General features: G+C 39.3%; 19 protein-coding genes and 1 tRNA gene. 7 read left to right on the top strand and 13 right to left on the bottom strand.

Annotated elements, in window-relative coordinates; translation table 11 throughout:
• Window positions 1-40: 40 nt before the first annotated feature.
• Together UFO1_RS07955 and UFO1_RS07950 are read left to right on the top strand one after the other, a co-directional pair.
• A tRNA-Leu gene (locus UFO1_RS07955) sits at window positions 41-126 on the top strand.
• A 68-nt stretch (window positions 127-194) separates the two neighbouring features.
• Window positions 195-941, top strand: a complete 747-nt coding sequence (locus UFO1_RS07950; RefSeq protein ID WP_236639358.1) for a M48 family metallopeptidase — start codon at window positions 195-197, stop codon at window positions 939-941.
• 35 nt (window positions 942-976) lie between these two features.
• Here UFO1_RS07950 and UFO1_RS07945 read toward each other — a convergent pair whose 3' ends face one another.
• The 4 genes from UFO1_RS07945 to dat all read right to left on the bottom strand — a co-directional run bounded on the left by UFO1_RS07945 (window position 977) and on the right by dat (window position 4372).
• Complete coding sequence (locus tag UFO1_RS07945; RefSeq protein ID WP_038669914.1) at window positions 977-1486, bottom strand: hypothetical protein; 510 nt, start codon at window positions 1484-1486, stop codon at window positions 977-979.
• Between the two features lie 15 nt (window positions 1487-1501).
• Window positions 1502-1834, bottom strand: a complete 333-nt coding sequence (locus UFO1_RS07940) for a hypothetical protein (protein WP_038669913.1) — start codon at window positions 1832-1834, stop codon at window positions 1502-1504.
• A 138-nt stretch (window positions 1835-1972) separates the two neighbouring features.
• Complete coding sequence (locus UFO1_RS07935) at window positions 1973-3403, bottom strand: MFS transporter (RefSeq protein ID WP_038669911.1); 1431 nt, start codon at window positions 3401-3403, stop codon at window positions 1973-1975.
• A 111-nt stretch (window positions 3404-3514) separates the two neighbouring features.
• Window positions 3515-4372, bottom strand: coding sequence for a D-amino-acid transaminase (gene dat, locus UFO1_RS07930; RefSeq protein WP_038669910.1), 858 nt, complete (start codon window positions 4370-4372; stop codon window positions 3515-3517).
• Between the two features lie 151 nt (window positions 4373-4523).
• Between dat and UFO1_RS07925 the strand changes: the two genes are divergently transcribed.
• Window positions 4524-5660, top strand: a complete 1137-nt coding sequence (locus UFO1_RS07925; RefSeq protein ID WP_038669909.1) for an acyltransferase — start codon at window positions 4524-4526, stop codon at window positions 5658-5660.
• Window positions 5661-5788: 128 nt separating this feature from the next.
• On the opposite strand, the gene UFO1_RS07920 is transcribed toward UFO1_RS07925, so the two are convergent.
• From UFO1_RS07920 to UFO1_RS07910, 3 genes are all read right to left on the bottom strand, one after another.
• On the bottom strand, window positions 5789-7054 hold the full coding sequence (locus UFO1_RS07920) for a hypothetical protein (RefSeq protein ID WP_236639416.1): 1266 nt from the start codon (window positions 7052-7054) through the stop codon (window positions 5789-5791).
• Window positions 7055-7290: 236 nt separating this feature from the next.
• A complete protein-coding gene (gene pyk / locus UFO1_RS07915) occupies window positions 7291-9054 on the bottom strand; it encodes a pyruvate kinase (protein WP_038669905.1) in 1764 nt (587 codons plus the stop codon).
• Window positions 9055-9212: 158 nt separating this feature from the next.
• On the bottom strand, window positions 9213-9413 hold the full coding sequence (locus UFO1_RS07910) for a DUF2007 domain-containing protein (RefSeq protein WP_038669903.1): 201 nt from the start codon (window positions 9411-9413) through the stop codon (window positions 9213-9215).
• Window positions 9414-9664: 251 nt separating this feature from the next.
• Here UFO1_RS07910 and UFO1_RS07905 point away from each other — a divergent pair, with 251 nt between their 5' ends.
• Complete coding sequence (locus UFO1_RS07905; RefSeq protein ID WP_038669901.1) at window positions 9665-10243, top strand: YdcF family protein; 579 nt, start codon at window positions 9665-9667, stop codon at window positions 10241-10243.
• A 34-nt stretch (window positions 10244-10277) separates the two neighbouring features.
• On the opposite strand, the gene UFO1_RS07900 is transcribed toward UFO1_RS07905, so the two are convergent.
• The gene (locus tag UFO1_RS07900; protein WP_038669899.1) at window positions 10278-13706 is read right to left on the bottom strand and encodes a DNA polymerase III subunit alpha; all 3429 of its coding nucleotides are present in this window, start codon (window positions 13704-13706) and stop codon (window positions 10278-10280) included.
• A gap of 240 nt (window positions 13707-13946) precedes the next feature.
• Here UFO1_RS07900 and UFO1_RS07895 point away from each other — a divergent pair, with 240 nt between their 5' ends.
• The 3 genes from UFO1_RS07895 to UFO1_RS07885 are packed head-to-tail and all read left to right on the top strand — an operon-like array spanning window position 13947 to window position 18141.
• On the top strand, window positions 13947-14816 hold the full coding sequence (locus UFO1_RS07895) for an ABC transporter substrate-binding protein (protein WP_038669897.1): 870 nt from the start codon (window positions 13947-13949) through the stop codon (window positions 14814-14816).
• Between the two features lie 32 nt (window positions 14817-14848).
• Window positions 14849-16804, top strand: a complete 1956-nt coding sequence (locus UFO1_RS07890; RefSeq protein ID WP_038669895.1) for a peptidase U32 family protein — start codon at window positions 14849-14851, stop codon at window positions 16802-16804.
• A 44-nt stretch (window positions 16805-16848) separates the two neighbouring features.
• Window positions 16849-18141, top strand: coding sequence for an aspartate aminotransferase family protein (locus UFO1_RS07885; protein ID WP_038669893.1), 1293 nt, complete (start codon window positions 16849-16851; stop codon window positions 18139-18141).
• Here UFO1_RS07885 and UFO1_RS07880 read toward each other — a convergent pair whose 3' ends face one another.
• The 5 genes from UFO1_RS07880 to UFO1_RS07860 form a co-directional block, all read right to left on the bottom strand.
• Complete coding sequence (locus UFO1_RS07880) at window positions 18142-18432, bottom strand: hypothetical protein (protein ID WP_038669891.1); 291 nt, start codon at window positions 18430-18432, stop codon at window positions 18142-18144.
• A 168-nt stretch (window positions 18433-18600) separates the two neighbouring features.
• Window positions 18601-20607, bottom strand: coding sequence for a molybdopterin-dependent oxidoreductase (locus UFO1_RS07875; RefSeq protein ID WP_051788858.1), 2007 nt, complete (start codon window positions 20605-20607; stop codon window positions 18601-18603).
• A 181-nt stretch (window positions 20608-20788) separates the two neighbouring features.
• Complete coding sequence (locus UFO1_RS07870; protein ID WP_038669886.1) at window positions 20789-21742, bottom strand: MOSC domain-containing protein; 954 nt, start codon at window positions 21740-21742, stop codon at window positions 20789-20791.
• Window positions 21727-22218, bottom strand: coding sequence for a cyclic pyranopterin monophosphate synthase MoaC (gene moaC / locus UFO1_RS07865; protein ID WP_038669884.1), 492 nt, complete (start codon window positions 22216-22218; stop codon window positions 21727-21729). The genes UFO1_RS07870 and moaC overlap by 16 nt, the downstream gene beginning before the upstream one ends.
• A 13-nt stretch (window positions 22219-22231) precedes the next feature.
• Window positions 22232-23248 carry a molybdopterin-binding protein gene (locus tag UFO1_RS07860; protein WP_038669882.1) on the bottom strand — a complete coding sequence of 339 codons (1017 nt, stop codon included), beginning with the start codon at window positions 23246-23248 and terminating at the stop codon, window positions 22232-22234.
• Between the last annotated feature and the right edge of the window lie 4 nt (window positions 23249-23252).

Genomic DNA, 23252 nt, shown 5'->3' with positions numbered 1-23252 from the left:
AATATATTGTTTGTTGGGCCAAGAGTTCAACCTAAAACGTGCCGAAGTGGCGGAATTGGCAGACGCACCTGACTCAAAATCAGACGTGTACTCCACGTGCCGGTTCGAGTCCGGCCTTCGGCACCAGTATATTAGAGCTTTCAATTTTTTAAAAAAATTGAAAGCTTTTTTTTTTGCAGGATTCCCTCTTTACAATGTCTAATTCTAATTCTATGAATACAATTCTTATTGAAAACCAGCCAATTACTTATACTATCCGTTACCAGAAAAACCGTAAATCCATTCAGTTAAAGCTAACGTCTGTAAATCATCTCAACATTACTGCCCCTACACATTTTCCAATGGAGGACATTGAAAAGATAATACTCGAAAAGACAAAATGGATTACGACCCAAATTTCAAAATTAACAGCTGCGGCATCTAATCCAATTAACAAATCCATTAGCCACAATGCTAGTATCCTATATTTAGGAATCCCCCATACCCTTACCTTTATCACAAAGGAGAATCACCAACCTGCTGTGCGTCTAGATGAGGATCAAATCCTATTAGAACTCCCTCCTCTCCCAGCGGCTAAATTGGATAACCTGTCATACTCGCTATTAAAAGAATGGTATATTGACTCCGCTACGAAAATCTTATCCGAAAAAACAACTTTTTGGTCCGCTGCAATTAAGGTATCTCCAAAGCGTATTACTATTAAGGAGCAAAAAACCCGCTGGGGTAGCTGTTCTTCTAGAGGAAACGTTAATTATAACTGGCGAATCATTATGGCACCGCCTGAAGTCGTTGATTATTTAGTCATTCATGAACTTTGCCATTTGCGCATACTGAATCACTCTGACTCTTTTTGGCGGGAGGTCGGGAAATACTCCCCCAATTTTAAAGAGCATCGTACATGGCTACGCACGAACGGAATCTTACTCATGACTATCTTGTAGTTCAATTTTCTATAAAAAAAGCGTTTGAAATTGTTTTACATCAATTTCAAACGCTTTTTTATAATGTCAGCTAATAATCCACCGAGTAACCCCGTAACAAATTGAGGCCAACTCATAGCAAACAGCAATCCAATAGCTATTTTTGCAGGAATTTCTATCAGTGTAAGCAACCAACTAAAAGCAAAATACATAAACGCAGCTTTACAGGCTGCAGCAATACTAATACTCATCCAATATTTCCAATGCTTCCCCATTAGAAATATTCCAATATAAATAGCATTCCCTAAAGCCACAGGCAGAATAAAAATAGGAAGCGGCAACACTTGTTGAAAATATGCCACCACTGGTGTTAATAGCACAATCACTAAAGCCGGTCCTGCCCCTACCATTTCAGCAGCAATTAGCAAACAACTATTTATCAAGCTGCCAATTAAAAATGTCGATAAAAATGGCGAGATGGGAATCATCAACCGTAAGGATTGAAACAGCAACACAAGAGCCAGCAGCAATGCCGTACGTGTTAAAATTCTGGACGTTGAGTTCATCTATAAGGTTCCCCTTTATTTATGCCACTTATGCCGATTTTGAGGCCTCTTAGGGCCATTGTTACCATTACGTCCAAACATCATCCATGCCATCAATGCCAGTATAATGACATTGGCAATAAGGCCGCTAATGATCCCTAAATCCGTCAAAACAGAAACGGCAGTTAAGCCACCAAGAAATAACATACTTGTTTTCAAATCCACAAAGGGATATCGCTTTAAAGTTAAATAGCAAATTGCGAGAACAGCCAAATCAATTCCTACCCAAACAAGGGAAGAAGCAAATAAATACTTAACAATACTACCACCAATCATTATGAAAAAAATTCGCATCCAAATTTGATTCATTTTCTAGCCTCCCTAAACACTACACTTATCCAGTGCAGTTCTTTTATCCTACTCTTACTATAAGTAATAAACTGTATTTTTGTCAACTTCTAAAACCAATACACAATGTATCCTAGATGCTAAATCTAAGAAAAATTTTTACTGTGTAGTTTTTAGATATACGTGCCCTTTTCTACTCAAAGAGAGAATTGCACCAACGCCGGCAAAACAGGCCCCAATTACTAGAGCAACATGATATGCTGACAAAAACGCACTAAGTTGAGCTGCATTATCAGGAATAGCTAAACCAGCTAATTCTTGCTGTCTTTTACTCTCAAATACAGACACTGCAACTGCAATACCACTTACCATGCCTACATTACGCATTAAAGCACTAATTCCACTAGCTAGACCTACTTTATTAGAAGGTACGGAGCTCAAGACACTATTGTTGTTCGGTGACTGAAACATACCATTTCCAATTCCCATCACAGCCTGGCCTATAGCAACCTGCCAAATAACCGACTGAGCATCTAATGTAGCTAAGTATAATAGACCCAACATTAAGATACTAAGACCACTACTCGTCAGCACAACTGGGCTAACTTTTTCCGATAGATACCCACTAGCAGGTGCTGTAATTGCCATCAATAGCGGAAACGGCGTAATAGCTAACCCGATCTCTGTCGGCGACAACAGCAAGACCGAATGTAAATAAAAGGGCATTAACATATTATTGGAGAACATGGCCATAAAAGATAACAATCCTGCAATATTTCCCGCTAAGAAAGGCCAACGCTTAAATAATGATAAATCAATCATCGGGTGCTCTACCCCACCCTCATGCCAAACAAATACACTTAGTAACACTACAGACATAATACTAATTACGCGTACAATAAAAGAGCTCCAGCCCCATTCCTGCCCATTGCTCAGCACTACCAGTAACCCTGTCATACCCAAGGCAAATAAAACTGCTCCTTTAAAATCAAATGTCCCTATTGAATGTTTCTCTTCCACAGGCAAAATAACATGTCCTACTAGATAAGAAAGTATACCAATGGGCAAGTTAATATAAAAAATAGATTGCCAACTGAATAAGCCTACCAATAACCCTCCCAGGCTAGGTCCAGCCATAGCGGCTAAGGCTACGACTGTACCGTTCATTCCCAAGGCACGTCCTCGCTCCTTACCGGGAAAAGTCGTACTAATAATCGCAGGAGAATTAGACATTAGCATAGATGCTCCTATCGCCTGCACCACTCTAGCTGCTACTAAAAGCCATACAGCGTTAGAAAGACTGCATAATAAAGAACCTATCGTGAAGATACTAAATCCTAGTAAATAAATTCTACGTCGCCCATACATATCGCCCACCTTACCAAAGAGAGGTAACAAACTAGAGATGACGAGTAAATAAGCGGTTACAACCCACTGGACTACTGGTAATTCTACACCAAAGCTTACTGCAATTACAGGTAAAGCTACATTGACAATACTAGAATCCAATACAGCCATAAAAGTTCCCATTACCGTTACGCTAAAAATAAGCCATCGGTAGTACGGTAATTGCTTAATCTTTTCTTGCATGCATTACATCCTCCCCTAAAAAAAACAAACTGCATTCCCTATTACTATACACAAAAGTAGCAGGGTCCATTCCCTGCTACTAGACGAATCATGGTTTTAAATCACATTCTACTAACGATGACACTCTTCATCAATTAGACGAGTATAAGCTAATTGTAATTTTCGCGTAATAGGCCCAACAGAACCATTGTTCACAGCAACTCCATCGATGGAAGTAACTGGCATGATTTCTGTACTCGTTCCGGATAAAAATGCTTCCTCTGCTCCTTTTACGAAAGCCACACCAAAAGGTTTTTCTAAAATTGTCAAATCCAAATCCTTTGCTAATCTTTCTAATATAATTGACCGTGTGATACCTTTTAAGATTAAATTCGTAGCTGGATGAGTCCAAATCACTCCATCTTTTACAACAAAGAAATTACTGCTAGTGCCTTCCGTAACGTGATCGCCTCGCACCATAACAGCTTCAAAACAGTGAGCCTCTTTTGCTTGTTGTTTCCCCAGCACATTGCTCAGCAAATTTAAAGACTTAATATCACAACGCAGCCAACGTTCATCTGGAATTAATATAATTTTAACACCTTTTTCTTTAAATTCCGGATTTATTGGACTACTAGGACGAATAGACATGGTCAAACATGGTACAACTTGCTCCGGAAAAGAGTGTACGCGTGGTGCAACGCCTCGAGTAATCTGCAAGTAAATGGCTCCTTCTGTAATACCACTTTCTTTTATCAACAACTCATGAAACTCGACCAATTCTTCGAAAGTATAAGTAGCAGGAATTCTTATAGCACGCAAGGATTGATACAATCGATCCAAATGTGGTCTCAAAGCGAAACACCGACCATTATATACTTTCGTCACCTCATAAACTCCATCTCCAAATTGATGACCACGATCTTCCATTGGTATGAAGCTATCACTCATATCAACCAAATTACCATTTACTAATCCTAATTCTCTCATAATAATCCTCCTAAAAATTTAATTAATATGTATTTTGAAATACTCTATTCTCGTTAGTTATTCATGACAAGCAGGAAAATGCTGACTAATTACGAATAAAGTATTTTCAGGATTAAAATTTCTAAATTTCTCAGTAGAAAGGAACTTAACAATGTCTAGAGAAAAAATAATGGCCATTGAATACATACGCGGCGTGTCTATGCTTGGCGTAATTGGTATTCATACGGGAGCTTACTCCCTAAGCAATCCTAAAGTAAACATTCATTTATTTGCTTTACTAGAAATTATCACGCGTTTCAGCGTTCCGATTTTCTTTTTCGTATCGGCCTTTGGCTTATTTATCACACAAGACCTTACAGCAAAGCTCAATTATAGTAGTTTCCTTATCAGACGACTCCGCACGGTGTTACTACCTTACATAGTTTGGTCTATCTTATATATGCTTCACTACACCTTCGTGAGTGGCGATACCATGATATGGCATCCTCCTCTCCTTTATGAGTTTGCTTTTTTCGGTCTTGCTTCTTATCAACTCTATTTTCTAGTCATTCTATTATGGTTTTACACATTTATGCCCTTATGGCGTACTCTAGTCAGGAGTATAATAAAGCATCCAATCCGCAATTTAGGCATACTCCTGCTACTACAAATGCTTTTTAATTATTACTCAAGTTATATACTACACGCAAATTTTTCTAATCATTATCTAAATAAATTAATCTTTCATCGTACAAGTTATTGGATATTCCATTACGTATTTATTTTTCTATTCGGCGCTGTTTGCGCCGTAGAATATGTAAAATTCAAAGAAGCAATCAAATGCTATCGATCCTATATTAAAACATTCTTTTCTATTAGCTTAGCAGGGATGTTACTATTTTATTATTATCTAGTGTATACTCTGAATTACACACCTGAAGCTGCCGTCAATACTGATCATCAACTTAGCCCTATCGGCATATTATATACGCTATCTAGTACAGTATTTTTATTTATGCTTTTTAGTAAAGACAGACTACCAGAAGGAATCCAAAAGCTGCTTGGCAGCCTAGGTGAACACTCCTATGTAGTGTATCTAGTTCATCCTTTGGTCATGTATTATTTAGCCAGTTACTTGTCTGTCCGCAATTTATTAATGACAGCCCCCACCACAATTATGTTCTATTTAACAACTGTCATTATTAGTCTAACCTTTGCAATTTTCATTAAAAAAATTGGCAAATTCATACCAGTTATCAGCTTATTATTGACAGGTAGTAAATTATCAAAACCAAAGTCCGGTGTATAAAAAATACCCGGATTTTTTTCACGGAATCAGAAAGTATAACACTTTCTTGATTCCAAGTAAGAACGACTAAGGCTTCTGCCTGCGTCCGATGACTTGGCGCAAGCCAAGTCTTTTCTTATGTTATTTTTCTATATTCTGAATCTTTGCCTTTCACTATCAGAAAATAACATAGGCTCTGTAAGATCATTATTATGAGGTAGATTTTTTCTAACCTTTCTTTTATCCTTTAACCAAAAAAGCAGTAGCAACTGACAATACTTTTTAATTGATTTCTGCTTTCCCGCCATTGCAGGATTCTCTACCCAGCATTTATAAAGATCAACAATCGTTTGCCCTGAAGATCCTACCAAATCCTGCTTCGAAGCAAATGAAATAATCAATAAGGACTCCCTGACAATTGCAAATAACATCTCTTGTCTACACTCATCAATACACTGAACAAATCTTAATTCTGACCATAATAACTTTCTCCCCATTTCTAGCATAGGGTAAAAAGACATAAATGCCACAGCAATGCCATGGCGTGAGACTGCTAACTTTGCAACTCGCCCAGCTATAGATATCGTCCTTGGCCAACGCCTACTATCATCGTTCATACTAGCTAGAGTAAACAAAACGTCTATAATTCGGCCAGCTATTTGACTATTCGGGTTTAAACAAGCAGATGCTGCAAGATTTCCCCATTCCTCAAATAATAAATCTAGCTTAGTTTCAAGTAACACGTTAGATTTTACCAAACTATAAGAAGATTCCTCTAGAATATCAAATAGAGCTGTTTCATTTAATCCAATAATGCGATGCAGCCAAGCTGATAACATAGTTATTAAATTTTCCGTAATATCTACGGTAACTTGATTTCCATTAAACCAACTAGATAAACGTATACTTATTTCCCGAAATAAGGCAATATCACGGCGTCTAAGACTTAAGACCCCAATTACTTTAAGGGCTTCAATAACTGATGTTATTATTTTTTTATCCCCAGTAGCATCTGGTCTTTCCATTATTAGAAAAATGCATTCTGCCACTTTTGCGAATAAAAATTTCTGTTTTTTCTTCAAAGCAATTGCACCAATTAATGTTAACTGTTCTGCTGCACTAGGAACAAATTCAGGCGCTATTTGACGAATTAATGGCTTAAAAGCATCTAAAATAAAGCTTACCGTATCAGGATTTCCCTTGTTCAATGCTGCAACGCTAACTGCCATGAGCCGAACTGACTCATCTTGACGCATCATTCCATAACCAAAAGCTAATTTAAGTAAATCAATTAATTTATAAGCAGTTACCTGATCATGACTTCCTATGCTTTTATTAAGAAGCATATATATCTCTTTTAATAATCGCTGAACCTGTTTCTTATTTTGCTGCGATTTATTGATCACTTTATGCATCCGGAATGTAAGCAATTTAATTTTCCAAGTTGTTCTCCGGCAATAGTAATAAATACATATCATGATTACAATAGTGCTTGTCGATGCCACCCAGAACAATAGTAACACCCTCCGCTCATCAATAATAGTCTTTTACTATACACTTATAAGACTCTAGAAACCCAGAGTCTTATAAGTGACTTATGGCAGTACGACAGCAATTTCTTCCGGGAAAACTTATCTATCTGATAGCCTCGCTATCTAGCGTTTATTTCGCCTTGATAAATAAGCCCTCTTGACCCATCAACTGTAACTAATGATCCATCTGTTAAACGTTCTACTGCACCATCAACACCAATTATAACAGGTATGCCAACACTAATACCTACAATAGCCGCGTTTGAAGTTAGTCCCCCTTCTTCAGCGATAATTGCTGATGCCTTTGCCGCATAAACTGCTGTTTCTTCATCCACACCCGTTACAACTAAAATGTCCCCTGGCTGGAACTTGTTTTTAACATCTTTAATCGAATGGGCAATACAAACCTTACCAGTTACGGAACATTGTCCAATACCTACCCCGCGAAGCAAAATATTACCCACAACATGTACCCGAATCATATTCGTAGTACCAGACATACCCACTGGAACTCCAGCAGTAACTACCACCAGGTCTCCCTCTTTTACCACCCCGTGTTCGACTGCTCTATTCATAGCATTTTGTACCATCTCATCAGAATTTTTTGTTGCTACTCCCATTATGGGCTGTACACCCCAAAACAGCATCATACGTCTCATCGTTTTTTCATTTGGCGTTACAGCTGCAATGTGAGCTTGCGGACGATACTTTGATACCATCCGAGCTGTATAGCCGTGTTCTGTAGCTGTGATAATAGCTGCCGCGTTTAATTCATAAGCAACCTGCACGGTAGCATGACTAATCGCATCTGTAGTCGTATTTTGCAGCATTACACCGTTAGCTTGTAAGATGGATCTATATTGTAACGATTCCTCCGTACGTATAGCTATCCGAGCCATAGTTTTCACGGCTTCAACAGGGTAATCCCCTGATGCAGTCTCTCCACTTAGCATAATACAATCTGTACCGTCCAAAATGGCATTGGCAATATCACTCGCTTCTGCTCGCGTAGGGCGAGGGTTCACCATCATCGACTCTAACATCTGGGTCGCAGTGATTACCGGTTTACCTGCTTTGTTACATTTATCGATTAAACGTTTTTGTACAATTGGAACTTCTTCTGTTGGAATCTCTACTCCTAAATCACCTCTGGCTACCATGATGCCATCAGCAACTTTTAAGATTTCATCGATATTTCTAACACCTTCTGCGTTTTCAATTTTAGCGATAATCTCCATATGGGCATTAACACTTTCCAGTAATTTACGAATTGCCAAGATATCAGCTGCTCTTTGCACAAAAGATGCCGCAATGAAATCCATATTCTGCTTAACACCAAATAAGATATCTGCCTCATCTTGTTCTGATAAAAAGGGCATATTAAGACTTACATCAGGTACTGCTACTCTTTTCCGATCACTAATATCGCCACTATTTAGCACTGTAGTAACGATTTCATCATCCTGGACAGCGTCTACACGTAAACTAATTAAGCCATCAGATAATAAAATTGTATTACCTACATTTACCTCTTGCGGTAATAAGCTGTAATTAACAGATGCCCTATCTACTGTCCCTAAGATTTCCTTTGACGTCAATGTAAATGCTTGTCCTGTTGTTAAGTGAACTTTCCCACTAGCAAATTTACCCAAACGTATTTCTGGCCCTTTGGTATCTAATAATAAGGCTACTGTTTTATTCAGTTTTTTGCTAGCGGCACGCAGCATTTCAATACGTTTACCTTGTTCTTCGTGAGATCCATGGGAAAAATTAAAACGGCTAACATTCATACCTTCTACCAGCAAATTTTCCAAAATACCTGTTTTATCTGTACTTGGTCCTAATGTACAAATAATTTTCGTCTTTTTTAGCACGCTGTACACTCTCCTACAATTTTTAAAACATATAATACAATGAATCCGGTACTAAGTCGCTCTTATACTCCCCTATCTTCTACAGTGGGAGTTAAAAGGAACTAGCCCCTGGATAAGGGCGTCTAAGATTTAGATAAGTTAATACCTCTACCTAATCTTAGTTTTCTTTATTTTATCGCATGCTGACAAAGAACTGCATGTGCTTCATCTGCTTCTGATTCCAGTACTAATATTTCATATATACCATCACCAACAACGGACGAAACACCGGCTTGTCTTGTATTGGCCAAAATTCCCTCTGTACATAGTAAGTTCTTCAATTTTTCAGCTTGAGCTCGATTCGTTGCAATATATATTACAGTCCACATAATTCCTCCTGCTATTATTCCCATATTTTTGAAACTACCCTACTAATCTACTCATAGTACCATGAAAATCAAATCTCTACATTGCTTTCTCCATATCGGATTTTATTCCTGCTAAATTCTTGGCGTTTTCTGCCAAAAGTAAAAATTATTCACCTATTTTCAACTAACTTTTACTACCATTGCACTAATGTAACATTTTCCTTTACAATATTATATAATAGACAATGTGATATTATCCTTGGGAGGCCAATATGAACTACTCGAAAAAGTTGCAGCGGTATATTCTATTTATAGTTCTCATAATAACTTTATCCATCGAGATCCCAATTATTGCAGTTGGTTATCTAACACAACCATCTGCCAGTGACACCATCATCATCCTGGGAGCCAAACTTATCGGGCAAGATCCTAGTCTCATGCTTAGTCTACGTCTTGATGAAGGAATTAAACTCTATAGGGAGGGCTATGCCAAAAGGATTATTGTTAGTGGCGCACAAGGGAAAGACGAAGCTATCAGCGAGGCTAGCAGCATGAAAAACTATCTAGTGAATCATGGCATCCCCTCAGAGCATATTTTTGTAGAAGATCAATCCTTTAACACAATGCAAAACTTAGCTAATTCTCATAAGATTATGCAGGAAAACAACTTAAAAACTGCCATAATTGTATCGAATGCTTCGCACATACGCCGTTCTCTTATCCTAGCCCAAAATCAAGGAATATCAGCAACTGGTGCCCCTGCCCCCATGGCTGACAACTTTTATCTTACTACAAAACAATATGTCCGTGAGGGAGCAGCAATCGCTGTTCTACTGCTCACTGGAAAGTAAAAAAAGGACTTGGCCATGGCCAAGTCCTTTTTTGTCAGGCAACCGTTACCCGGCCTTTACCAATAATATTTTCTAATGCCTCAATTGCTTGGGCAGTGGGCTTAATCCAAAATTGTTTTTCCGTCTTAATAACACGACGGCTGTCAATAAGATGTAAAAATACGACAGATGAACCAGGATACATTTTAAAAACTTGTTTCAATTGTTCAAACACTTCTCCACTCTCTTGCAGCTTACTTATTTTAAGCCGTACTTCTATATTTTCTGTATCACTAAGGAGCTGAATATCATCCGCAATTACTTTCGCCTTATCTTCACTCATATTTAGACGTCCACTTACTTTTACAGGCATATCGGGCAGCAAAACTTTACTAAACTTGTCAAATATTCTTGGAAAAACGATTACTTCCATCTGTTCTGTAAAATCCTCAAGGACCATAAAACACATCATATCCCCATTACGAGTCGTAATGCGTTTTGCATTCATAATAAGACCAGCTACTTTTACTGACTTACCATCTCCATACTCACCACTAACAAGCTCACTTAATGGTGTAAAATGATTCATCTTATCCCGATAAGCATCTAGAGGATGCCCTGTAACATAAAAACCAGTAATTTCTTTTTCTAAGGCTAGTATTTGATCTTTTGGAATTTCAGGAATATCAGGCAAGATAAGTTCATCTGCCTCATTTAGAGTTTCTTCACCAAAGAGTCCAATTTGCCCGCTGACTCTATCCCTTTGTCTTACCCCAGCCATATCGACAGCACGATCCAGTACAGCTAGCAGCTGGGAACGTCTTGCCCCTAATGAGTCAAAAGCCCCACATTTAATCAAACTTTCAATAACACGCTTATTAATAACCCGCATATCTACCCTTGTACATAAGTCCACTAATGATTCAAACTTTCCATCTGCATCACGGGAAGCTACCATATTTTGAATGGCATTCTCCCCTACATTTTTTACTGCGGCCAAACCAAAGCGTATCCCAGAACCATCAACACTAAAGCTGCTTTGACTCGCGTTTATATCTGGCGGCAATACAGCAATTCCCATTTGGCGACAAGTTTCAATATAAGAGCCTATTTTATCATTTGTCCCCATAACACTAGATAGCAGCGCCGCCATAAATTCCTGGGGGTAATTTGCCTTTAAATAGGCTGTTTGATAAGCAACTAAGGCATAAGCCGCACTATGAGATTTATTAAAGCCATAATCCGCAAAATGGGCCATTAAGTCAAAGATTTCTCCCGCCATTTTTCCTTCAATGCCCCGCTCCATTGCGCCACGTAAAAAGTTCTCTCGCTGAGCATCTAGTACATCATGTTTCTTTTTACCCATCGCCCGCCGCAAAAGATCAGCTTGACCTAAAGTAAAACCAGCCATAACAGACGCAATCTGCATAACCTGTTCCTGGTATAGGATAACGCCAAAGGTGTCATGTAAGATAGGCTCTAGTAAAGGATGTACGTAAGTCACTTGCTTTTTACCGTTGCGTCCATTAATAAAGTCTTCCACCATGCCGCTTCCCAAAGGACCTGGCCGATATAAAGCGACTAAAGGAATTAAATCTGCAAAACATTCCGGTTTTAAGTCTTTAACTAAAGCAGTCATACCACTTGACTCTAATTGAAAGACTCCCGCCGTATCCCCACTCGTCAACATAGCACTTACTTTAGGATCATCAAAAGGGATCTTATCAATATCTATTTTGATGCCCTGACTTTCCTTCACTAGCTTTATCGTATCGCCAATGACAGTTAAGGTTCTAAGGCCGAGCAAGTCCATCTTCAATAAGCCTAGCTCTTCTACTTTATCCTTATCATACTGGGTCGTCAGAAAACCTTCGGCTGAGTTCTGCAGTGGCACATAATGAGTCAAAGGCTCCTTGGAAATTACGAGCCCAGCTGCATGGGTAGAAGCATGCCGGGGCAAACCTTCAACTGCCATGGCCAAATCCAAAAGTTTTCCCACCATTGCTTCGCTTTCATAAGCTGTCCGAAATTCAGAGCTAATTTCCAAGGCACGTTTTAAAGTTATGCCCAGTTCATTTGGCACCATTTTAGCAATGCGGTCGACTTCTCCATAAGGCATATTTAAAGCCCGCCCTACATCGCGAATAGCTCCCTTTGCTGCCATCGTTCCAAAGGTAATAATTTGGGCCACTTTATCAGCCCCATATCGTTCCGATACATATTCGATAACCTTACCGCGTTTCACATAACAAAAATCAATATCAATATCGGGCATGGTGACCCGCTCAGGATTTAGAAACCTTTCAAACAGCAATCCGTAGGCAATAGGATCAATATTGGTAATCCCTAGCAAATAAGACACAATACTACCGGCTGCTGACCCTCTGCCTGGTCCGACTGGAATCTCCTGCTGCCTAGCATGATTAATAAAATCCCACACAATTAAAAAGTACCCAGCAAAACCCATCTTTATAATCACGTCTAGCTCAAATGCAAGACGCTCTAGTACCTCAGGTGTGATATCGCTGTAACGTTCCGCTAATTTCTCTTTACATAGCTGCTCAAGGTACTCATCTGCTGTAAGACCTTCTGGTACGGGGAATTCAGGCAAATACAAATTCCCAAACTCTAGATTTACATTACAGCGCTCAGCAATAAGACAAGTATTTGTCAAGGCTTTTGGATGTTCTCCAAATAACTGGGACATTTCATCGAAATTCTTCAGATAAAATTCATCGCTAGAAAACTTCATCCTAGCTGTGTCATCTACCGTCTTACCCATTTGAATGCATAACAGCACATCATGACATTCCGCATCCTTTTTATTAATATAATGTAAGTCATTAGTAGCTACTAAGCCAACACCAAACTTCTCGGCCATCTCTATTAAGAACTTATTTACCTTTTTTTGTTCTGGTATTCCATGATCCTGTAGTTCCAAAAAAAAGTTATCTTTGCCGAATATGGTAATATACTCTTGAATCAAAGCCTCTGCAGTATCAATATTTCCTTTTAACAACCAAGATGGGATTTCTCCTGCAATACAGGCACTTAGACAAATAAGCCCTTTACTATAGATACTGAGTAGTTCCTTATCCACCCTTGGTTTATAATAAAAACCTTCTGTATTGGCCCGTGACACAAGCTCAATCAAATTACGATAGCCCTCGTCCGTTTCCGCCAAAAGTACTAAATGATAGTAGGCTTCTCCCTCCACCATTGTTCTTTCCTGACGAGAGCGAGGAGCCACGTATACTTCGCAGCCAATAATTGGCTTAATACCTTGTTTTTTTGCTTGTTTATAAAATTCTATAGCGCCATACATAGTGCCATGATCTGTAATTGCAATGGCTGGCATACCCAATTCCTTTGCCCGCTTTACTAAAGCGTTAACACGGCTAGCACCATCTAATAAGCTATATTCTGTATGAACATGTAAATGTACAAATGGTTTATTATTCGAATGCTGTAGTTGTTGCTTCATATTTTCACACCCTTCCGAAGACAGAAAACTAATTGTATAGAAAAGTTCCTTTTCATTATACTTTATAGTATGGAATAACGAAATAACATTCCTTACTGAAATTTACTACTTTCCCTCTTAATCTAACAATATAATATATTTTTTTCGAAAATTAGGATATTTTTTCACAATCTTTCGCAGGTATTACTCATAATTTGTTGAATTTATAGTGGTTAGAAATGTTTAAAGAGGTGTTATCAATTGTATAATATAGGCATTCTGCAACTTACACAAAACTTAGACGATGCAGTGCATGGTTTTAAATCTGAGATTGCACAACTCGGTATTCAAACTGAGTTTCATTATCTAAACGCTGACGGAAATATTGATCAACTTCCAGGACTAGCCAATCAATTGGCTGAAAAAAAAGTGGATCTTATATTTGCCTGCTCGACGCCCGCGGCTACTGCTGCTGTAAAACTTATAGCAAATATTCCTGTGGTATTTACACCTGTATTTGACCCTATCGGCGCGAACCTTGTACATAGTTTGGCAGAACCTGGCGGTAAAGCAACAGGAGTTGCCGGTATGGTTAAAGCAGAAGACAAAATGCTTTTTATCAGTCGTTTACTGCCTACAGCAACAACCGTAGGCATACTTTATCACACAAAAGATACAAATTCTATGGTTGAAGTAGCAAACTTCCGCAAAGTAGTTCATCCTACCATACGCTTAGTAGAAATTGCCATTGAGAATTCTGAGGATTTATCCAATCTTCCTGATATCTTACCATCAGGTTTAGATGCTTTATTTTTGCCAATTGGACGGATTGTAGAAGAAAATTTTGCTACTATTGTTTATTATACAGATACCATTGGAGTACCTATTATTGCCTCTCATACCCCTAACATATCGGATGGTGCCTTAGGTGGTTTGGTAGCTAACCACTATCAACTAGGTAAGGAATGTGCAGTAAAAGCCGAAATGATTTTACATGGTAGAGAGGTAAAAACGATTCCTGTTGATATTGTAAAATCACCAGAGATTTTGTTGAATCAGTTTACTGCAGAAAATTTAGATATCAGCTTACCGGAAGATTTATTACAGGAAGCAGCTGAAATTTTTCAATAAATCACCTTATTAAAATTGTTGGAGATGAAAAAATGCTATTAACACGAAACTCTGTTGAATTATTAGCACCTGTCGGTACATGGGATGTATTAGAAGCCGCTATTGAAGCCGGAGCAGATGCTGTATATCTAGGCGGCAAACAATTCAATATGCGCATGTTTAAAACAACCGCTAATTTTGATGATAAAATGCTGGCTAAGGCTATCGAATATGCCCATAATCACAATGTACAACTACATGTTACGGTTAACAACCTAATCAGTGACCGGGAAATTGATAAGATGCGTTCTTATCTTAGTCTGCTTGATGAGCTTAAGCCGGATGCACTTATTGTACAGGATTTATCTATTTTGGAGTTGGCACGGGAAATGAAGCTAAGCGTTCCCCTGCACGCATCCATTATGATGAATACGCACAACGAACACGCTGTGCGTACCTTACAAGGGTATGGAATTACTCGTGTTGTCGTAAACCGGGAAATGTCTCTCTCTCAGCTTAGCCTCTTGAAAGAGCGTACTGGCATAGAAGTCGAATATTTTATTCATGGTGATATGTGCATTTCTCACAGTGGCCAATGTATACAATCAGGTGTCGTTTTTGGACAAAGCTCTAACCGTGGTCGTTGTTTGAAACCTTGTCGCTGGCCTTATCAATTGGTGGATGCAGCAACAGGGATCCCTGTTACAGACCAAGATCCTGGTCCCTATAAACTAGCCATGAAAGATATGTGTTTATACCCCAAATTGCCTGAACTCATACAAGCTGGCGTACGCTCATTCAAAATTGAAGGACGTATGCGTACTGCTGATTTTGTAAGCCGTATCGTAAAAACATACCGCAAAGCCATTGATCGTTATATTGCTGATCCAACAGGTTATACCTTAGATCAACAGGGCTGGGAAGAATTACAAAACAGTCGGTCCAGAGATTTTTCTACTTGTTATGCCTTGGGCAATCCAGGTGCCACAGCGATCGGTTATAGCGGTAAACGGGAGCCCCGTTTCTTTAGCCAAGCTGTGCGAGAAGCCGATATGACAACCGTAGTCAAGAGACCAGTACCAGTTCAAGATCCAAAGGCTAGTGAACCATTTAAGCCTACATTAAGTGTCCGTGTTGCTGATTTATCTTCCTTGCGTGCGGCTTGCCAAAATGGAGCTAATATCATATATATTGGTGGAGAATCAGCCAAACCAGCCCTTCCCTGGACATTACAATCCATATCTGAAGCCATAGAAGAAGCTACGAAATATAATGCAAAAGTTATAGTTACTACTCCTCGTATTACAATGGAACGAGAATGTGAAGAACTAGAGCAATTTTTCGCTGCTCTTAGCAAGTTAAAACCTCATGGTGTAATGGTTGGTAACCTTGGATCTTTGACCATGGCAAGACAACTCTCGAACTTCCCAATACAAACTGATTTTTCATTTAATGTATTTAATCACATGACAACTCAACTTCTTAGAAATAATGATGTAAAAAAAGCTACAATATCTCTTGAAGCTACCTATGAACAAGTCATTCATTTGACAGAAAAAAGCCAACTTCCTTTAGAAATTATTGTCCACGGATCAATACCCGCAATGATTACAGACCATTCTATACCCGATGCCATTTTAAACGACCAATACGAAAAGAGCTATGACCCAGCTTTAGATACAAAACAATATGCATTACTCGATACCGCAGGACAGCAACATCCTATTATGGTAGATCAATATGGCAGAAGCAATCTTTTATTTGCTAAAGATTTATGCTTACTACCCCACCTAGTTTCCCTAACTGCTGTCCAAAATTATCGCATAGAAGGGCAATACTATACCGCTGACGTAGTAGGAGCTATTACAAGAGTTTACCGCGAGGAATTGGATAAATTAACAGCTCAACAGGAAAACTACCAATTTGATATGAGTCAATTAGAAAAAATTACTACAATAAGCCCTAGAGAACTAGGTGTCGGCAGTTTCCGCTATCGCCTATCTAAGTAATTTTAATAGTTTTTGTTCTATAAAAATGGAAAGGTGAGATATATTTGAATACTTATATTGGATCTGAAGAAATTTTACGTAAAAAAAGCCAATATATAATCCCTTGCGTGTATCATTTTTATAACCATCCTATGCAATTAGTACGTGGTGAAATGCAATATTTGTATGACTCCACCGGGAAAGAATATCTGGATTGTTTTGCTGGTGTATCCGTCGTTAATTGCGGTCACTGCAATCCTGAGATTACGAAAGCAATCTGCGAACAAGTCAATACCCTACAGCATACTTGCACTATTTACCTAACCGAAAACATTGTGAATCTTGCTGAACAATTAGCTCACATAACACCAGGAAGATTGCAAAAAACATTCTTTTGCAGTTCTGGAAGCGAAGCCAATGAGGGGGCCGCTCTCTTGGCCACTTTATATACTGGAAACTCTGAATTTATTAGTTTGCGCCAGGGTTTGCATGGTCGCACAAAACTTGGAATGAGCTTAACAGGTTTGAGTATGTGGCGTACAGATCCTAATCCTGTTGGGGGGATTAGTTTTGCACCTAATGCCTATTGCTATCGTTGTCCCTATGACAAAAAATATCCATCTTGTGATTTAGCTTGCGCCAATGAAATTGAAACCATTATAAAAACAGCTACTTCCGGAAAAGTAGCTGCTATGTTCGCCGAACCTATTCAAGGAAATGGTGGAATGGTTACTCCACCACCTGATTATTTTAAACGTGTTAAATCTATTTTAGATGCCTACGGAATTTTACTCATCATCGATGAAGTACAAACAGGTTTTGGTCGTACTGGAAAGATGTTTGCCATGGAACATTATAATGTAGAACCTGACATAATGACAATGGCAAAAGCACTTGGAAACGGTACACCTGTTGGAGCCTTTACCGCTAGAGCCGAGATTGCCGACATATACACTCGTCCTGGTGCTTCTACCTTAGGGGGCAACCCAGTGACAGCGGCCGCTAGTCTAGCTACCTTACGTTATATTCAAGAAAATGATCTACCCGCTAAAGCCGCTGTACTTGGTAAAGTTTTAAAAGATGGTCTTACTCTTTTACAGCAAAAATATCGAATTATCGGAGATATACGAGGTCTAGGTCTTATGATCGGCGCAGAATTAGTTTATGCTGACAAAACGCCAGCTATGAAAGAAACAGATTTTATCCTAGAGGAAATGAAAAACCGAGGATTTTTAGTTGGGAAAAATGGTCCCAATCGCAACACATTAGCTTTCCAACCGCCTCTAGTTATTACAACTGCCGATATTAACAACTTACTCAACAACCTAGACGATGTGTTATCTTCCATTAAAATTTAACTATAATCCACGCACTAAGCGTTGAGGGCGCCCCTTTTTAAGGGTGCGCTCTTCTTTTCTCATAATACTGTGGGCACTATAACGTTTATTAACCCCTACTCTTAATCCTCTCGCATGGGCAATAAATGCTACAATCGCGATCACAGCCCATAAAACCACAAAAACTCTTCCAGAGGGAGTTGCTATTAGATCTGGCATAAAGAGAGAAAATAACGTTAACATAGTGGTTAACGTCAATAAACTAATCAGTGAGCCAAATCTACTTATCTTTTCTTTAAACAGGGTCCTCATAACCATCACTCCTTACTTATGTCAATTTGCCTGTAAATAAGTGTGTTAATCTAATCTATTCTAACGTAAGGTTAACTATTACCAAAATTCCTATTTATTATATGAAAGTTCAATAAATAAAATACAATCCTCCAATAATATATTGGAGGATTGTATTTTTACATTTTTTTATTTAGCGCGGACGTCAACCTTTGTATCATAAAAAGTACTAGCAGCCGCCTTATCTGTTAGACGCTGAGAAGTCAAGGCATTCACAGAACGCTGCCCTGGAGTATCTTTAATCCAAAAGATTCCTTCTGCCACCACTACACCAACGGGAGCTTTTGGTGTTATATCAAGAATAAAGGTAACTTCTCCTCGTTCATTATAGGCGATGACTTCTTGTTTATCTTGTAGTTTTTTATTTAAAGCATCACGGGGGTTCATCATCAAATACATGTCTTTCCTTTTTTCCAAAAGGTCAGGCCGTTCATTAAATGAAGAATTAAGAGAATACAGTCCGGGAGCATTCATAAACCAAAAAGGGGCATCATCACCATGTGATGTATTGTACCTAGGAAGAGGCTCCTCTTCCCGCGGATTAAATATTTCTATTTTTCCTGAAGGAGTTTTAAATATTGTTTTGTAATTAGGAGGCAATGGTAGTTCTACTGCTACACCATTCTGCAATTTATCCATGTCTACACCTTTAAGCCATGCATTCGGTGTGTCAATTAATTGGTTAATAATTTCATCTACAGTCTGCTGGAAGAAAGGCTCCTTAAACTCCATTGCTTCAGCTAGTAAACGGAATACATCCCAATTTGACTTTGCTTCTCCCACTGGAGGGATGACTGAATAGGCCCTTTGTACGCAGTAATGTCCATAGGAACGATATATATCCGCATGTTCTAGTGAACTAGTTGCCGGTAACACAATATCGGCATAACGGGCCGTATCTGTCATGAATCTTTCATGAACTACAGTGAATAGATCTTCTCGCAAAAGTCCTTTTATTACTGCATTTTGATCCGGAGTAACAACTGCAGGATTTGAATGATATACATACATACTCTTAATTGGTGGATTATTCAATTCCTGCAAGGCCATACCTAATTGATTCATATTTACGCTTCGAGTCGGTTCTTTAATAAAATCTGTCCGAGTGATGGTTTCCATAGCAAAGGCACCACCGGTACCAACGCTTGATAAAAGGCCTCCCCCTGTTTTCGCCCAGGCTCCCACAATCGCTGGAAGGCAGCTAATCGCACGAACTGTCATGGCACCATTACCATACCGTGACATCCCACTGCCCATGACGATAAAAGGCGCTTGCGCTTTCCCATATAATATGGCCATTTCTTCTATCGTAGTGCTATCAATTCCCGTAATTTCACTTACGACTTCAGTTGAATAGTCTGGTAGAACTTCTTCCTTTAACGATTCAAAGCCTTGTACATGTTGCCTAACAAAGTCCTCATCAACCAAATGATTACGCACCAAGACATTCATCATCCCCAAGGCCAAGGCCCCATCAGTACCAGGTCGCGCTATGATCACCTTATCAGCAACTTGAGCTGCCGGCGTCTCATAAGTCTCAATTAACCAGACAGTCGCACCCCTTTTTTTTGCTTCTCGAACATAATAAAGCAAGTGGATATTCGTAGCTAGCACATTGGTCCCCCAAAGAATGATTAAGTCACTTGCTGCTACTTCTTGAGGATGGGGTGCTAGGCTTGAGCCCATTACAGTAGACCATCCATATCCTTTAGCAGATGAACAAATTGTTCTATCTAAGCGAGAAGCTCCTAAACGATGAAAAAAAGCCTCTCCAATATTACGCTGTACCACCCCCATTGTCCCCGCATAGGAATAAGGAAGAATAGACTCGGCTCCATACTCAGCAATTATCTTCTGCCAATGATCCTTAATATGATGCATTGCTTCATCCCAGCTAATCGCCTTGAATTCCCCTGTTCCCTTAGGTCCTGTACGTAATAAGGGGTGAGTCAACCGCTCTGGCGAATGTACTGTCTTTTCATAATGATTCATTTTTGGACATAAGGTTCCTTTTGTATAAGGATGATCTGGATCTCCCGTAACTCTTATCGCTTTACCCTCGAACGTTTCTACCATAAGTCCACAGGCATCGGGACAGTCATAAGGGCATACAGACCGTTTTACTTCTCTCTTCACTATTTCTAACCTCCTGATGTGCTCTCGTACATATATTATATGAAATTTATTCGTTCCCCCTCTGTCAATTTCCTGTTTTTAATATCCTACTTTCCCCACAATTAAAACAAATACTCCTAAACAAAATCTGTTTAGGAGTATTTTATTATATATTGGATTAATCTATACTTCTATCCCTCTATTATATACCTTTACCTGTTCCTGGTTGTCCGCATTCACCACCCGTGCCACGGAGGATGTCTAGGGCATGAGGCAGTACAGGTAAAATGACTTGCAGACATTCCCGTACTGCTTTGGGACTGCCTGGCAGGTTCACAATGAGACATTTACCGCGAATACCTGCCACAGCTCGGCTTAACATTGCTCTTGAGGATATAGCAAAGCTTTCTCGTCGCATGGCTTCCGGTAAGCCAGGGACAGCTCTTTCAATCACACGCAAAGTCGCTTCAGGGGTTACATCTCTGGGGGAAAAGCCAGTGCCTCCAGTAGTAAGCAAAAGACCTACACCAAGCTGATCTACCATCTCCGTCATAGCTTCTACTAATACATCCTGATCATCCGGCAGTATACGATAATCAATAACCTGTCCTTGAATCTCAGGCATAAGTTTTTCGATCTCTTTGGCACTGGTATCTTCCCGTTCACCTTTAGCACCTTTGTCGCTGGCAGTAATAATACCTACTGGTATCCCTTGCCAAAGTGTAATTGAATCCTCTGCCTTAACTTTACCGCCAACAAGTACGCGGGTAAAAATACCTTCTTTCGGCATAACACATTGGCCAACCTGTTTAAATATTTCACAGCCATGATGACAACTTTTACCAATTTGGGTCACTTCTAATAATGTCTCACCAGCTTTAAGGTAGGTACCTACAGGTAGTTTGAAAAGCTCCAAGCCTTCTGTAGTAAGGTTTTCAGCAAAATCCCCCGGAACTAAGTCTAGGCCTTTTTGCTTGCCCATTTCCCGCATTTTTTCTATACTATCTACGCTGAGTAAGCTAATCTGTCTATGCCATTTCCCTGCATGGGCGTCACCTTCCATGCCCCAGTTGGGAATTAGAGTAGCCTCACCGATATTCGTCTTGCGGACACCCTTTTCTTTGCTAATGCAAACAGCAGCTATTTTTGCAGACATGGATCATCCTCCCTCTCAAATAGGCCACTTTTACCGCCTTCTTTTTTCATTAAGCAAACATTAGATATTACCATAGAACGGTCAATGGCTTTACACATGTCATATATGGTCAAAGCCGCAATGCTAACGGCTGTCATAGCTTCCATTTCAACACCTGTTTGTCCACTCACTCTAACAGTCGCCTCAATGATGACAGAAGCCTCCCCTTTGGTGAAACTGATCATAACAGAACTTATCGGCAAAGGATGGCAAAGAGGTATTAAATGCTGCGTCTGTTTTGCCGCCATAATACCCGCTAGGCGTGCTACTTCCAAAACATTCCCTTTAGCAATTTGACTGTCATATATCTTTTCTAATGTTTCTACTTCCATAAAAATTTGTCCACGAGCTACTGCTTGCCGATAGGTTATATCTTTTGCACTAACATCCACCATGTGACTCTCGCCTTTGGTATTAAAATGAGTAAATTCTCCCATAATTCCACTCCTTTTACTTTGCAAATGAACAATGAGGATACGTGCAGCCACTCTCGCAACGGCGACATAAACCACCATGTCCTAGGGAAGCTATATACTGGCGCGTAATACGCTCACCGATTAATATTTGGGGCAATACTACATCAAGCACCGTTACTTTACTAAACATACCACATGCAGGAATACCGATTACAGGTATTTCACCTAAGTAGGCCGTCATAAACATAGCACCTGGTAAAACAGGTGTGCCATACACTGCTACATCTGCCCCCGCCTTTTTTACACCGGCTAATGTCACGTCATCAGGATCGACCGACATGCCGCCAGTTACAAACACAATGTCATTTTTAACTGCCAATGTCTTTATCGTTTCTGCAATTAAATTTTCATCGTCTGGTAAAAATATTGTTTCTGTTACTACACTGCCCAGATCTGCAAACTTCTTTTTTATTACCGCTTCAAATTTATCTTTTATTATACCATAATATACCTCGTTTCCTGTGATCAGTAAGCCTGCTTTCTTCGCAGTAAAAGGTATAATGTGGATTAGCTCTTCATCTATACATATTTCTTTTGCTTGATCCATTGTTTTCTTTGGTAAAACCAGAGGGATAATCTTTGCAATAGCGACTAATTCATTCACACACACAAGGCTATTATTATGCAAGGTAGAAAGGGATAAACCCTCCAACATATTAATTTCAAATAATTTCTCCGTATTTATCTTGAGTAGACCATGGCACTGTGCCCGTATCCCGACCTTACCTTCGGCAGCTTCTGATAGCAGCAATTCCTTATGCCCTACTAAAAGGGCTAACTGCTCTGCCGCATCATTTTCGTGAACTTGATCCTCACCAAATTCCATAACATATACGTTATTTTTTCCCATGCTGCGCATTAAAGAAATATCTTCTGCCTTAATGATATGACCTTTTTTAAAAGCTACGCCGCTCGTTTCCCCAGGTACAACACGAGTAAGATCTTGCCCTAAGATCATACCGATTGCCTGACTTACATCAATTGATTTCATTATT

This window comes from Pelosinus sp. UFO1 (assembly GCF_000725345.1).
Lineage (GTDB): Bacteria > Bacillota > Negativicutes > DSM-13327 > DSM-13327 > Pelosinus.
This window is presented reverse-complemented; position numbering and strand designations above follow the sequence as displayed.